Raw genomic sequence first — 13,462 nt, forward strand, 5'->3', positions numbered from 1 at the left:
GCCTTGACGGCCCGCGACCGATCCCGACGATGCTCAATCGCTATTACGAAAACGAACTCACCAAGCTGAAGACGCTTGCCGTCGAGTTTGCCGAGGCCAATCCGGCGCTCGCGCCGATGCTCGCAGGCCGCTCGACCGACCCGGACGTCGAACGCCTGCTCGAAGGCGTGGCCTTCCTCACGGGTCTTGCGCGCCAGAAGCTCGACGACGAGTTCCCGGAGTTCATCCAGGAACTCTCCACGCTGCTGTTTCCGCACTATCTGCGTCCGGTTCCCGCGACGACGATGGTGCTGTTCGAGCCGCGCGGCGCGCTCACGGAAACCGCGAGCGTGGCGGCGGGCGTGGAGCTGGCATCGGCGCCGGTGGACGGCACGCCCTGCCGTTTCCGCACGACCCAGGCCGTGGACGTGCATCCGCTCACGCTCGCCGCGCGGCTTTCAGCGGGCGAAGGACGCACGCCTTCCATCGATCTCGACTTCAGCTTGCGCGGGCTCGATCTCGCGCGCTGGCAGACGAAGTCGCTGCGGCTCTTTCTGGCGGGCGGCTACAGCGATGCCTCCAAACTCCTGATGCTGCTCATGACCGAAGTGACGTCGGTGCGGCTGACGGCTAGCGGGGTATCGACGGAACTGGGCGCGCGTTCGCTCGTCCCGTCGGGCTTCGACAGCGAGCTCGTGCCGTATCCGAGTCACGCGTTTCCGGGGTATCGCAGTCTGCAAGAGTTCTTCGTGCAGCCGGAGAAATTCCTGTTCCTCGACCTGAACGGGATCGACAAGCTGCGCGGCGCCACCGGCACGACGTTCTCGGTCACGCTGTGCCTCAAACGTTTGCCCGTATGGCTCACCGAATTGAGCGCCGACGCCTTCATGCTCAACGTGACGCCCGTCATCAATCTGTTCGAGCATCACGCCAATCCGATCACGCTGGATCATCGGCAGATGGACTATCGCGTGAGCCCGGAAGGCGCGAACCGTCAGCATTACCAGATTCATTCGGTCGACAAGGTCACGTCGTATCGGCAAGGCGTGGCGCAGCAGCGCGTGTACCGGCCATTCGGCGTGCTCGGGCACGCGGCATCCGCCGCGACGGCGAGCGAAGACCAGCGCGCGCCGGGCGATCTCGTCTATCACACGTCGTTGCGCCCCGCCGCCGTCGGCAACGAGACTGAGCTGTATCTCTCGGTGGCGTATCCGCCCGAGGCCACGCCGCAGACCGAAACGCTTTCCATCGAGCTGACCTGCACCAACCGCTATCTGCCCGAGAGCCTGCGTTACGGTGATCTCAGCGAGCCAACCAGCAGTTCGCCCGAGCGCCTCAAGTTCCGCAATATCCGGCCGATGACACCGGTGGTCAATCCGCCCGTCGGCGAGGCGTTGCGTTGGCGGCTGCTCGGTCACGCCGCGCTCAACTTCCTCTCGCTCGCGGATGCCGCCAACCTGCGCGCCCTCCTCTCGCTCTACGTGTTCTCTGAGCGTCAGGAGCAAGGCCACGAGGCGGCGAACCGCAGACGCATCGCGGGCCTGAAGGAGATGAGCGTCACGCCCGAAGTGCGGCTCTTCGGGCGCAACATGCTGCGCGGTCAGCTGATCCGCGTGCGCTGCGAGATGGATCACTTCGCGGGCGCGGGCGATCTCTACGTGTTCGGCAGCGTGCTGGACCGTTTTCTCGGCGCCTACGCAAGCATGAACACGTACACGCGATTCGAGCTGGAAGACATTTTCTCCGGAGAGGTATTCAGATGGACGCCGCGGCTCGGTCAACAAGCTCTGCTCTAGACGACGCGCTATTTGAGCAAGGCGAACGCTTTGCGTATTTTCAGGCGGTGCGGCTGCTGCGCCGCCGCGCGCGTCTTGCGGGCGACGATCCGGAACGCCTGCGCGTGCGTCCGCGTCTTGCGCTCGGCTTTCCCGAAAGCGATATCGACCAGATCGAGCGCGATCTGCCGCGCCGTCATGCCGATCTCGACGACGACGCGCCCGAGCCCGCGCCGACGCCGCGAATTACCGCGAACTTCTTCGGGCTATACGGTGTGTCCTCGCCGCTGCCGAGCTTCTATACCGAAGACCTGATCGAGGAAGAACGCGAAGGCCGCAGCGGGATGCGCGAGTTTCTCGACATCCTGCATTACACGCTGTATCCGCTGTTGTTCGAAAGCTGGGTCAAGTACCGGCCGCACGTGCGCGTGGTCGAGGAAGGCGACACGGCGATGCTCGAACGCCTGTATGCGTTCGTCGGCCTGCACGAGCGCTCCATGCGCCGCGACGACACGCCCGGCGTCTCCGACATGCTGCGCTACGCGGGCCTCTTCTCGCAGCGCCCGCATTCGGCGCTTGGCCTGAAAACGCTGCTCGCCGATGCCTTCGCGCCCGCCGACGTGCATATCGTCAATTGCGTGGAAAGCTGGCTGCCGATTCCCGACGATCAGCGTCTCACGCTCGGCGATGGCCGTCATGCGCTCGGCGTCGAATGCTATCTCGGACAAGAGAGCCGCGATGCCAACAATCATGTGCGAATCGAGTTGCGCGGCCTGCCGCTGGCTCTGTTCGAAGCGTTGCAGCCAGGCCGGCGCGAGTACGAGCGTCTGCGTTTTTTCACGCGCTATTACCTGACCGAACCGTTCGACGTGACGGTGCTTCTCGAACTGCGCGCGGGTCTCGCCGAGAACGCCCGCACGGGCGGCATGCAATGGAACGCGCTGGGCCGCGACACGTGGCTCGCGCCGCGCGCGAATGCCGTGCCGCGTCCGGTCAGCTTCGCGATCTGAACCACCGATATCAAGAGACACGAGAGGAGCCCAAGCCATGTTGCTGGTCGATCTGAAACCGCTGGTGAGCCGGCTCAACGGCTACTGCCGGCAAGCGCTCGAAAACAGCGCCGGTCTGTGCATCTCGCGCGGCCAATACGAGATTTCCGTCGAGCACATGCTCGTCAAGCTGCTCGACGATCCGCAAAGCGATATCCCGCTTTTGCTGCGCGAACAGAACATCGATGCCGCGCTCTTTCGCCGCGCGCTCGATCAGTCGATAGAAGATTTGCGCGGCGGCAATACGGGCCGGCCGGTGTTCTCGCCGGTGCTGCTCGAACTGCTTCAGGATGCGTGGCTGATCGCCTCGGTGGACTTGCTCGAAACGCGCGTGCGTTCCGGCGCGATCCTGCTCGCGCTCCTTGCTCGCGCCACTTTCTATGCAACCGGCGGCTATGCCGACATGCTGCGGCCGATCAACCGCGAGAGCTTGCTCGCGCGATTCGGCGCGGCGTCGGCGGCGTCGTTAGAGCAGACGGCGGCGGGCACTTCGTCGGCATCGGAAGGCGGCGCGAGCGCGGCGGCCAGTTCGGACGGCAGCGCAATCGCCAAGTACTGCGAGAACTTCACCGAGAAGGCGCGCGAGGGCAAGATCGATCCGGTTTTCGGACGCGACGCCGAAATCCGCCAGATGGTCGATATCCTCGCGCGGCGGCGCAAGAACAACCCGATCTGCGTGGGCGATCCGGGCGTCGGCAAGACGGCGGTGGTCGAAGGACTGGCGCTGCGTATCGTCGATGGCGACGTGCCCGAGTCGTTGCGCGACGTGACCATCCTCGGTCTGGACATGGGCATGTTGCAGGCGGGCGCGAGCGTCAAGGGCGAATTCGAAAACCGGCTGAAGGGCATCATCAATGAGATCAAGGCATCGGTGAAGCCGGTGATCCTGTTCATCGACGAGGCGCATACACTGATCGGCGCGGGCGGTCAGGCGGGCACGTCGGACGCCGCGAACCTCTTCAAGCCGGCGCTCGCGCGCGGCGAGTTGCGCACCATCGCGGCGACCACCTGGGCCGAGTACAAGAAGTACTTCGAGAAAGACGCGGCGCTCGCGCGGCGCTTCCAGCTCGTGAAGCTCGACGAACCCGACTTGCCGACCGCGGTGCTGATCCTGCGCGGCCTGAAGGAACGTTACGAAGACGTGCACAAAGTCGTGATGCGCGACGACGCCATCGTGGCCGCCGCCGAATTGTCGAGCCGCTATATCACCGGGCGCCAGTTGCCGGACAAGGCCGTCGATCTGCTCGATACCGCGTGCGCCCGCGTCAAGGTGCTGCAAAGCGCGAAACCCGATGTGCTCGAAGACACCGAGCGCCGCATTCAGGCGTTGGAGCGCGAACGGCGCGGACTCGAACGCGATCGCGACAACATGCAGCCGGTGGACGACGAACGCCTCGCCGCCATCGCCGATGCCCTGCCTTCGCTCGAAGCCCGCGCGGCGGATTTGCGCGTGCGCTGGCTCGCGCAGAAGGAAGCGGGCGAGGCGCTCGTCGCGGCACGGGGAGCCGTGGCCGCCGCACGCGCCGCCGCGCAACCCGAAGCGCAGATCGACGCCCTGCGCGACGCCGCCAAGCGCGCCGAAGCCGATTTGCGCGAAGCCCAGGGCGATCAGCCGATGGTGCGCGTGGACGTCGATCCTGACGTGGTCGCGAAGGTCGTCAGCGACTGGACCGGCATTCCGCTCGGCAAGGTGCAGCGCGATCAGGCGCAGACCATCCTGAACATGGAAACGACGCTCGCCAGACGCGTGCGCGGTCAGGATCACGCGATGCATCAGATCGCCGAAGTGCTGAAGTCGTCGGCGGCGGGGTTGAAGGACCCCGAGCAACCGATGGGCGTGTTCCTGCTCGCGGGACCGTCGGGCGTCGGCAAGACGGAAACGGCGCTGACTGTCGCCGACATTCTCTTCGGCGACGAGAAGTCCACCGTCACCGTCAACATGAGCGAGTTCCAGGAGCGCCATAACGTGAGCCGTCTGATCGGCTCGCCGCCGGGTTATGTCGGCTATGGCGAAGGCGGTCTTCTGACCGAAGCCGTGCGTCAGCGTCCTTACTCGGTCGTGTTGCTCGACGAAACCGAGAAGGCGCATCTCGACGTGATGAACCTGTTTTACCAGGTGTTCGACAAGGGCATGCTCTCGGACGGCGAAGGCAAGGAAATCGACTTCTCCAACACGGTCGTGTTCCTGACTTCGAACCTCGCCACCGATGTCATCACCGAACTCACGGCGAACGGCGAGCGTCCCGACGACGAGACCATTCTCGCCGCCGTGCGGCCGATCCTCTCCGCGCACTTCAAGCCCGCGCTGCTCGCGCGCATGACCGTGATTCCGTACTACACGCTGCCGACGGATGCGCTCGCGGGCATCGTGCGCCTGAAGCTCGACAAGATCGTGAAGCGTCTTCTGGGCGCCAACAAGATTCGTCTCGCGTACACGGACGAGGTCGTGGACACCATCGCCGCGCGCTGCACGGAAGTGGAAACGGGCGCGCGCAACATCGACTTCATTCTGCGCGGCACCGTCATGCCGATGCTCTCGCACGAGATCCTTATCCGCATGAGCGAAGCCGAGCAGCCGACGCACGCCGAGCTCGACGTGAACGACGAAGGCGTGTTCGTCGTGTCGTTCGGTTTCGAGCCTGCCGAGGCGAAAGCCGCTGTCATCGAGGAAGAAGCGCAATGAAGCAGGTATGGGTCACGGCGCTCGCCAAAGACGAAGCGCGCATCGCGCAAGTGGCGGCGACGCTCAAGCGCTACGGGATCGCGGCGCAAGGCCACGTATGGCTCGACGAACCGGACAAGGCCGTCGCGCGTGTCGTGCTCGACGCGATGCAGGCGGCCGACGCGTGGATCGTCCTCGTCGATGAAGCGGCGCTCGCCAAACCATCCGTGCGCTATGGCTTGTCGCTTTTGTACGCGAGCCTGCAGGCATCGCGCGGCGCGGCGCCGCCGGTGTTGTTCCTCACCGCTTCGGGCGATACCGTGCCGCCACCGTTGTTCGCCGGTGCGCTCACCTTCGCCGATCGGAACGCCGCGTGGCCCGCGAAGCTCGTCGCCGCGCTCGCACGCGCGCCGAAGCAGGCGCCGTTGGCGACGCTCGGCGGCTATCGCCTGACGCTGTGGGGCGACGAGAACATCGGTCAGTGGTTCGAGATCGGCTCGCTCGAAGGGCCGCTGGCGGGCTTCGCGTTCGGCGTGCCGCGCAGCGACGAAGTATCGATCGACTTTCAGGCGGTCGGCGCACGCGGCGCGCTGCCGGCAAAGACCACGCTCGAATACGCACAGGAGGGTTTGCGCATGCAGATTGGCGGCACGGATTACGTGAGCTGGGCGGTGAGGAATGCGATCGGCCCGGACGATTCGTACTTCGTGCGCGTGCGCGGCTGCCCGGCCACGCTGCTGCTCATGCCTTATCCCGAAGGCGACGACGTCGAAGCGACGATCGTTCGGCTCGGATAACACCGCCATGTTTCGGATGTAACAAACCCGCGCCCCACTCGAAACGAAGCCGCAACGCGGCGACCTTAATCTGTACTCATGCGCTGAACGAGATCGAAGGCGCAAGCGGCCAGGCAAACACACAGCGCGCCGCCAACCCAAACTAACTGGAGATTAATCATGCCGATGCCCTGCTACCTCACCCTCGAAGGCCAGAACCAAGGAAAGATCGAAGGCTCCACCAAGGTTCAAGGCCACGAAGGCAAGATCCTCGTGCAAGCCGTGGATCACACCATCGAAATTCCGAAGAGCCCGCAAACTGGTCTGCCGACCGGCAAGCGCGTGCATGGCGCAATGACAGTGACGAAGGAAATCGACAAGTCGAGCCCGAAGCTGTATCAGGCGCTGACGTCGGGCGAACAGTTGAAGTCGGTGACGCTCGAGTTCTACCGCATTTCGCCCAAGGGCACGGAAGAAAAGTACTACACGGCCAAGCTCGAAAACGCGATCCTTACGCACATGCAGTCGTGGACGCCCAATTGCCTGGACCCGAACAACCGTCAGATGGGCCACATGGAAGACCTCGCGTTCACCTACGAAAAAATCACGTGGACGTACGAGCCGGACGGCATCGAAGCCGAAGATTCTTGGCTTGCTCCCAAGGCTTGATGTAACGCGTCGCGCCGCGGCCTGACCGCGGCGCGCTCCTCGCTTGAACGGCAGATAAAACGCCATGACTTCGCTCTCCGCACGACTCGCCAACAATCAGCGCTTCAGCTTCGTCTCCGATGCTTACGCGGCCGACACGTTCTCGGTGGTGCGCATGCACGGGCGCGAGGCGATCTCGCAACTCTTTCGCTTCGAAGTGACGCTCGTCGCCGACGACGCCGCCATCGATCTGACGAAGATGTTGCAGAACAACGCGACCTTCAGTATCGGCGCACCCGATGACAGTTCGCGCACCACGCCATATTCCGGCATGCTCGCCGAATTCGACCAGTTGCATCATGCGGGCGGCTACACGTTTTATCGCGCGGTGCTCGTGCCGCGTGCGTGGCGGCTTACGCTTACGCGCACCTGCGAGGTCTATTTGAACGAGCAGACCATCCCGCAGATTCTGGGCGGCGTGTTGCGCGACGCGCAACTCACGGGCAACGCCGTCGATCTGAAGCTGACGGGCGAGTATCGTCCGCGCAGCTATGTGTGCCAGTTCCAGGAAAGCCACTTCGACTTCGTGTCGCGCTGGATGGAAAAGGAAGGCATGTACTACTACTTCGCGCAGAGCGGCGAGGCGGACACGTTGACCATCGTCGATGACCGCGCCATGCACGCCGCCGATGCGCTGCCGGTCAACTACCGCCCCGCCGACGAACTGGATACGGGCGTCGCGCCGGACTCGGTGCAGAGCTTCGTGTGCCGCACGAAGCCGCTGCCCGCGAAGGTGGTGCTGCAGGACTACAACTATCGCAAGGCGTCGTTGCCGCTCGTTGCGCATGCGGATGTATCCGCGCAAGGTTTCGGCGAAGCGATGTTCTACGGCGACAACTTTCGCGACGCCGACGAAGGCACGCGTTACGCGAAGCTGCGCGCAGAGGGGATTCTTTGCGGCGGCGTCCGTTTTCATGGTCAGGCCACGGCGGTGGGCTTGCGCAGCGGCTATTTCATGCAGATGTCGCATCATTATCGCGACGACTTCAACGGCCGCTATCTCGTGACCGAGATCACGCATGAAGGATCGCAGGCGGGCGCGCTGCTCGCGGGCATCAAGACGCCGTTTAGCGAAAACGGCGCGGCGCGTGAAGAGATCATCTACCGCAACACGTTTTCGGCGATCAAGGCGGACGTTCAGTATCGCGCGCCGCGCGACACGGCGCGGCCGACTATCGCGGGCACGCTGAACGCGACCGTCGATGCGGAGGGCAGCGGCGAATATGCCGAGCTCGACGAATACGGACAGTACACGGTGCAGTTGCCGTTCGACCGCACGGACAAGGCGGCGGCGAAAGGCTCGGCGCGCGTTCGCATGGCGACGCCTTATTCCGGCGATGGACACGGCATGCATTTTCCGCTGCTGAAGGGCGCGGAGGTGTTGCTTGCATTCAGCGACGGCGATCCGGATCAGCCGGTGATTGTCGGAACGGTGCCGAATTCGGTGAATTCGAGTGTGGTGAATCAGGGGAACCCGGCGATGAATCGAATGGTGACGAAGGGTGGAAACATCCTGGAGATGTCGGATAAGGATGGTGGCCAGACGATCCATCTTTTCTCGCCGAACGGCGCGACACATATTTTTATCGGCGCGCGCGACTAAGGCGCGATAGGCACGCGTTTCCATGTTCCTTTCATTGCATCGACAGCCACGCATCTGCGCTTTCAGGAGATAACAGTCATGAGCTTCACTCAGTTCACACTGGAAGACGTCAACACGATGACGGTCGGAACCACCAACAACCTCGCGGTCGGGGAAGTCAACTCCGCGTTTTGTACCGGCCAAACCGCACTCACAGCAACGACCAACAATTCGGTGACGCTCGGCACATATCTGGCTGCAGTGCTCGGCAACAACGTCACATGGACTTATGGGACCACGCTGGGCATGCAGGACGGTGCAACGGTCGATTTTAGCGACTCCACCTCCACGCAGGCACAAGGAACCGTAGCCCTCAAGGGCGGCATTCATCCTCTCGGCATGTCCGCACTCGCCATCCTCAAGGCCGCGATGACGGCGACCAAGGCGCTGATCGGCGTGACTGTCGCGATTAATCTCGTGTACGGCACCGCGCTCGGTGTGCTCGACGCCACCGACGTCAGCAAGGACAAGGTGAAACAGCAAGCGGCCGAGGCCGCGTCCATAGGCGCGAGCAATGCGCTGCTCACCGCGCTCCTGGTCGTCGTCGTCAAGCGACTCTCGACACTGTGCGAGGCGCTGCGCCAGACATCGACCCTGACCTTGGGACAGACCGGCGTGTCGCTCGGAACGGACTTTCTGCCAGCTTCCCAGAGCACGCTCGAAATGTCGCTTGCAGAAACCACGCTGACACGAATCACGCCGGCCGGCCAGAGTTCCATCTCATTGACGAATGCCACTGCGGGGTTCAAGCGCGTAGGCATCGACACAGGCTCGCTGAATTTCAGCGACGGCGCTTCGTCGCTCGACTTCACCGGACCAGCAGGCGCATCTTCGTTGCTGATGGGCCCGGACCAGGCAACCCTGCGCGGCGGCGACAGCAGCGTGCTCGTTACGCCCGCTACGTTGACGGCGCAGGTCGGCGCGAGCGCTCTGAACATGACACCCGAAGATTTTCTCGTCGAGTCGTCGGGTTGCACACTCAACATGGCTCAGGAAGTGTTCGTCGCGTCCGCGCCCGGCGCCATGATGCTAATCAGCCCCGAGGCGATCGAGGCCGATTCCGCATTCATCAAGCTCGGCTAGGCGACGAACGATCATGAAAATCCTCAAACCAGATACCGCCGGACTCGTCTATCGCACGTTGCGTTTCAACGAGCGCGATCTACTTTCCATGGGCGTGCTCGTGATGTTCGCTCTCGATGCGCCGCACGATGGACCGCCACGTCTCGGCTCCGAACCGGACTTGTGGAAGGCAGGCGCCAGCGCGACGGGAGACGGCCCGCTCGACGCCGGCTTCCCGAAGCCATGCGGCGAATGGCTCGCTTATGGCGCAGCCCACGCGCCGGCAGGCGCGACCGCGACACTCGTCGAAACGACCGTGCAAGTAGGCGCTTCGCGAAAATCGCTCTTTGTGTATGGCGATCGCCGCTTCGGCCCGCTCGGAACGATCTCGGCCCCCGAGCCTTTCCACCGCATGCCGCTCGATGCCACGCGCGCGTTCGGCGGTCCTGAACACGCCGCCAATCCCGCCGGGCGCGGCGCGGTGTTCGCCGGCGACTCGGACCGCATGTTACCTAACGTCGAGACGCCGGACGCGCTGATCGCCTCGCCCAGCGATGTCCGCGAACCCGCCGGATATTGGGCATTGCCCGCCACGTCGCCGCAACGGACCGCGTTGCTCGGCGCCTTCGATGACGACTGGCTCGCAAAGCAATGGCCGCATCTTCCGGCTGACACCCGGACCGATTACTTTTGCACGGCGCCGCACGACCAGCGTATCGCGGGATTCTGGCAAGGCGACGAGCGCATTGTTGTCGATTACATGCATCCCGATCAGCCGCATCTGGCGGCGCGCCTTCCGGCACTCAGGGCGCGCTGCTTCGTGACCCGTCGTATTGCTGGCGATATGCGCTTCGAGGAGTGCGCCGCGCGCCCGGAAACCGTCTGGATCCTGCCGGAGATCGGACAGGGCATCGTGTTATATCGCGCGGTTGCAGCGCTCGGCGATGAAGACGCGGACGACATCGCGCAGTTGATGGTCGACTTCGAGAGCATGACAAGCGCGCCGTTACCCGCCGAATACTATCGAGATCGCCTGCAAGCGCGGCTCAGTCTGACGCCTCCCGTGCCAGCCGCCGCAAGTGCGTCGCCCGCCCCTGCGGCGGCCGTCGCCACCCCGCCTGCCCTGAAAGCACCCGATGCACCTGATGCACCCGCCGTAGCGGGACCGAGCGATCCGGCTGCGTTCGCCGAACTCGAATCGCTCACCGCGCAGATCGAATCGACGACTCAGAATCTGTTGTCGAAGCACGGCATGCAAGCAAGCGAGCTCGAAGCACACTTACCGCAAGCGGGCATGCCGCCGTTCGACATCAAGTCGGGTGGCGATGCGGCATCCATGCAGCGTGACCTTCAATCGCTGACGCAAACGCTAGAAAGCAGCGCCGCTGATCTGATGAAGCGCTACGAACTCACGCCAGCCGATGTCGAGAAACTAACCGCGCCCGTGCTCGGCGCGAACGGCGCCAGCGCTCCCGCCGACGCGGCGACGCTCGCCGGGCAGTTGCGCGCAGCGTTCGCGCAGACTCAACAGGCGCTCGCGGCGCGCGGCAGTTCGATCACCGGTCTTGCCGCACAGGTCACCGACCCTGAGACGGTCGCCGCACTGAACGAAGCGGCGAGCATCGACTTCGAGAGCATCGTGGGCGCGCTTTCGACCCTTGGCGCATCTCCGACCGCTGCTGCGCCCGCGACGCAACCGCCTGCGAGCGCCGTGCTCGGAGCGCCGCAGCCGTCTCTACCGCTACGGCTGAATCGCGACGATGTGATAGCGCGCGCCGCGGCTGGTCATTCGCTTGCCAGCCTGAATCTGAGCGGCCTCGATTTGTCAGGCGCGATGCTCGAGCGCGCCGACTTGCGCCTCGCCGTGCTCAACGACGTCCGTCTCACTGGCGCGCGGCTCTCCGGCACCGATCTGTCGGGCGCGATGCTCGCTGGCGCCGATCTCGTCGGGGCGCAACTGCACGACGCGAAGCTCGACAACGTCAGCGCCCGCAACGCCAACTTCGGCGGTGCGCAGTTGCAACGCGCGTCTCTAAGTGCGAGTGACTTCGCGGACGCGGACTTTTCGGCGGCGAATCTGGAGGGCGCGCAACTCGCCCGCGCCATCTTCAGCAACGCGAAGATGATGGGCGTGAAGGCGTCCAGATGCGGCGCGGCGAAAGCTAGTTTTTCGCGCGCGGTCCTTGCGGGCGCCGACTTCACCGGGGCAAATCTCGCGAACGCGGTATTCGATCATGCGTCAATCGCGGGCGCCAGTTTCGTCGATGCGGACTGCTCCGTTCTCCGTCTGTTCGGCACCCAGGGCGCGGGCGCGCGTTTCGACAACGCCAACCTCTCGCAATCGCGCGCGGGCCTCGCCGCAAACCTCAGCGGCGCGAGTTTCGTGGGCGCGCGGCTGAACGCGGCCGTATGGCTTGACATTGACATATCTCAGGCAAACTTCGACCAAAGCGCGCTCGATCACGTGAATTTCAGCGGCGTCATAGCCCGTGGCGCGCGCTTCGTCAACGCGCGCGCGGTGTCTATCCGTCTGTCCAAGGCCGATTTGAGCGGTGCCGATTTCAGCCGCGCCAACCTGATGAACGCCAACTTGCGACGCGCCCGCCTCGACGGCGTGCGCTTCGTCTCGAGCAATCTTTACGGTGCGCAATGCTACGGATCAACGGTCGGCAACAGCGTGCTCGACGGCGCCAACGTCGATCGCACGCTGCTGCAGATTCCCGGCCGCGTGGAAGGTGAGGTGCGCTTATGAGCGCGCTTCCCGAACTCGTGCCGGGCGCGGCGCTGTCCAGAACCAGCCTGGCGGGCGCGGACCTCGCCGGGCGCGACCTAAGCGGCTGTCTTCTGGAGGGCGTCGATTTGCGCGGCGCCGACCTTTCGCGCACGAAGCTGAATGGGGCGCGCATCCGCCAATGCGATCTTTCGGGTGCGAATCTGAATGCCAGCGTTCTCGATGGTTCCCAATGGCACAACACGCAAGTTGCCGGTGCGAGTCTGCGTGAGACGCAAGCCACACGGGTGTTCTTTACGCGTGTCGGCTTCGGACGCACCGACTTTACGAGCGCGCAGATCGAGCGCGCGATGTTCGACGGCTGCGATTTGAGCGCCGCGACCTTCGCCGGCGCTCGCGTCTATCGCAGCGATGCGCTTGCCTGCAAGTTCGACGGCGCCGACTTCACCGACGCCGATCTCACGCGCTTTACGGCCCGCGACGCCGCGCTCGCGCGGGTAACGTTCTTGCGCACTGAACTCGTACAAGCTTTCTTTCTGAACGGCGATCTTGCCGGCCAGCGCTTCGACCAATGCAACCTCCATCAGTGCCAGTTCACGAATGCGAACCTTTCCGGCTCCGATTTCACCGGTGCAGAGCTCGTGCAGACGCGTTTTGATCGCGCGAAGCTCAACGCGGCGCGCTTTGCGGGCGCATCCGGCCGATACGCGCGCTTTGCGCAAGCCGACTTGTCCGGTGCCGATCTGACCGATGCCGAATTCGTCGTGGCCGATTTCAGCGGCGCGACGCTGACCGGGTCGCGCTGCGACGGCGCGAGTTGGACGCAGGCGGTCTTCACGCGCGCCATCTGGCAACGTTCGACGTTGACGGCGGCACGCTTCACGGACTGCGATCTGTCACACGTCGATCTGACGGAATCCGATTGCGCACGCGCGGATTTCGGCAATGCCGACTTCCATGCGCTGATCGACTCGCGTACGCATTGGGCGGGCGCGTCGCGCAACCACACACGTCCCACCGATCCGGTTCGGCTGCGCGCCGAAACCTGGGGTGTTTGACTTCTACTGTCTTGGAGCAC

9 protein-coding genes are annotated in these 13,462 nt (G+C 64.2%); all 9 read left to right on the forward strand.

All coding sequences use genetic code 11. The features are described from left to right. The first annotated feature begins 29 nt into the window (after positions 1-29). Positions 30-1,775, forward strand: coding sequence for a type VI secretion system baseplate subunit TssF (tssF, locus tag ACYQ47_RS13360; protein WP_244831866.1), 1,746 nt, complete (start codon positions 30-32; stop codon positions 1,773-1,775). Beyond that, positions 1,739-2,764 (forward strand): type VI secretion system baseplate subunit TssG, encoded by a 1,026-nt coding sequence (gene tssG, locus ACYQ47_RS13365; protein ID WP_244831867.1) that lies wholly within the window; start codon positions 1,739-1,741, stop codon positions 2,762-2,764. Before tssF ends, tssG begins: the two co-directional genes overlap by 37 nt. Before the next feature lie 37 nt (positions 2,765-2,801). Beyond that, the gene (gene tssH, locus ACYQ47_RS13370; RefSeq protein ID WP_459905658.1) at positions 2,802-5,486 is read left to right on the forward strand and encodes a type VI secretion system ATPase TssH; all 2,685 of its coding nucleotides are present in this window, start codon (positions 2,802-2,804) and stop codon (positions 5,484-5,486) included. Next, positions 5,483-6,262 carry a hypothetical protein gene (locus tag ACYQ47_RS13375; protein ID WP_459905659.1) on the forward strand — a complete coding sequence of 260 codons (780 nt, stop codon included), beginning with the start codon at positions 5,483-5,485 and terminating at the stop codon, positions 6,260-6,262. The genes tssH and ACYQ47_RS13375 overlap by 4 nt, the downstream gene beginning before the upstream one ends. 159 nt (positions 6,263-6,421) lie before the next feature. Continuing rightward, positions 6,422-6,910: an Hcp family type VI secretion system effector gene (locus ACYQ47_RS13380; RefSeq protein ID WP_244831870.1), complete on the forward strand. Its 489-nt coding sequence runs from the start codon at positions 6,422-6,424 to the stop codon at positions 6,908-6,910. Between the two features lie 64 nt (positions 6,911-6,974). Beyond that, on the forward strand, positions 6,975-8,552 hold the full coding sequence (locus ACYQ47_RS13385) for a type VI secretion system Vgr family protein (RefSeq protein WP_459905660.1): 1,578 nt from the start codon (positions 6,975-6,977) through the stop codon (positions 8,550-8,552). A gap of 78 nt (positions 8,553-8,630) precedes the next feature. After that, complete coding sequence (locus tag ACYQ47_RS13390) at positions 8,631-9,674, forward strand: hypothetical protein (RefSeq protein ID WP_459905661.1); 1,044 nt, start codon at positions 8,631-8,633, stop codon at positions 9,672-9,674. Between the two features lie 13 nt (positions 9,675-9,687). Next, the gene (locus ACYQ47_RS13395; protein ID WP_459905662.1) at positions 9,688-12,405 is read left to right on the forward strand and encodes a DUF2169 family type VI secretion system accessory protein; all 2,718 of its coding nucleotides are present in this window, start codon (positions 9,688-9,690) and stop codon (positions 12,403-12,405) included. Beyond that, a complete protein-coding gene (locus ACYQ47_RS13400; RefSeq protein ID WP_250469932.1) occupies positions 12,402-13,442 on the forward strand; it encodes a pentapeptide repeat-containing protein in 1,041 nt (346 codons plus the stop codon). The genes ACYQ47_RS13395 and ACYQ47_RS13400 overlap by 4 nt, the downstream gene beginning before the upstream one ends. Positions 13,443-13,462: the final 20 nt, after the last annotated feature.

This window comes from Caballeronia sp. HLA56 (assembly GCF_054655155.1).

Bases quoted from the DNA above. Each gene is read 5' to 3' on its own strand.
- ACYQ47_RS13390 (WP_459905661.1), top strand. From the start codon at position 8,631: ATGAGCTTCACTCAGTTCACACTGGAAGACGTCAACACGATGACGGTC.
- tssG (WP_244831867.1), top strand. From the start codon at position 1,739: ATGGACGCCGCGGCTCGGTCAACAAGCTCTGCTCTAGACGACGCGCTA.
- ACYQ47_RS13380 (WP_244831870.1), top strand. From the start codon at position 6,422: ATGCCGATGCCCTGCTACCTCACCCTCGAAGGCCAGAACCAAGGAAAG.
- tssH (WP_459905658.1), top strand. From the start codon at position 2,802: ATGTTGCTGGTCGATCTGAAACCGCTGGTGAGCCGGCTCAACGGCTAC.
- tssF (WP_244831866.1), top strand. From the start codon at position 30: ATGCTCAATCGCTATTACGAAAACGAACTCACCAAGCTGAAGACGCTT.
- ACYQ47_RS13400 (WP_250469932.1), top strand. From the start codon at position 12,402: ATGAGCGCGCTTCCCGAACTCGTGCCGGGCGCGGCGCTGTCCAGAACC.
- ACYQ47_RS13375 (WP_459905659.1), top strand. From the start codon at position 5,483: ATGAAGCAGGTATGGGTCACGGCGCTCGCCAAAGACGAAGCGCGCATC.
- ACYQ47_RS13395 (WP_459905662.1), top strand. From the start codon at position 9,688: ATGAAAATCCTCAAACCAGATACCGCCGGACTCGTCTATCGCACGTTG.
- ACYQ47_RS13385 (WP_459905660.1), top strand. From the start codon at position 6,975: ATGACTTCGCTCTCCGCACGACTCGCCAACAATCAGCGCTTCAGCTTC.